This is a genomic window from Pseudomonas sp. 32_A, from assembly GCF_017490905.1.
GTDB lineage: Bacteria > Pseudomonadota > Gammaproteobacteria > Pseudomonadales > Pseudomonadaceae > Aquipseudomonas > Aquipseudomonas inefficax.
Genome location: NZ_JAFGYI010000446.1, coordinates 1 through 255, shown reverse-complemented (window position 1 = coordinate 255; position 255 = coordinate 1). Strand labels below are relative to the sequence as shown.

1 rRNA gene is annotated in these 255 nt (G+C 51.8%); it reads right to left on the bottom strand.

The features are described 5' to 3' along the window. Positions 1 to 254, bottom strand: a 23S ribosomal RNA gene (locus tag J5M58_RS27405); the annotation flags it as partial. Position 255: the final 1 nt, after the last annotated feature.

Genomic DNA, 255 nt, shown 5'->3' with positions numbered 1-255 from the left:
CTGGTCCCCGTTCGCTCGCCACTACTAAGGGAATCTCGGTTGATTTCTTTTCCTCAGGGTACTTAGATGTTTCAGTTCCCCTGGTTCGCCTCTTGCACCTATGTATTCAGTACAAGATACTCAGCTTGTGCTGAGTGGGTTCCCCCATTCAGAGATCTCTGGATCACAGTCTGTTTGCCGACTCCCCAAAGCTTATCGCAGGCTACCACGTCTTTCATCGCCTCTGACTGCCAAGGCATCCACCGTATGCGCTTC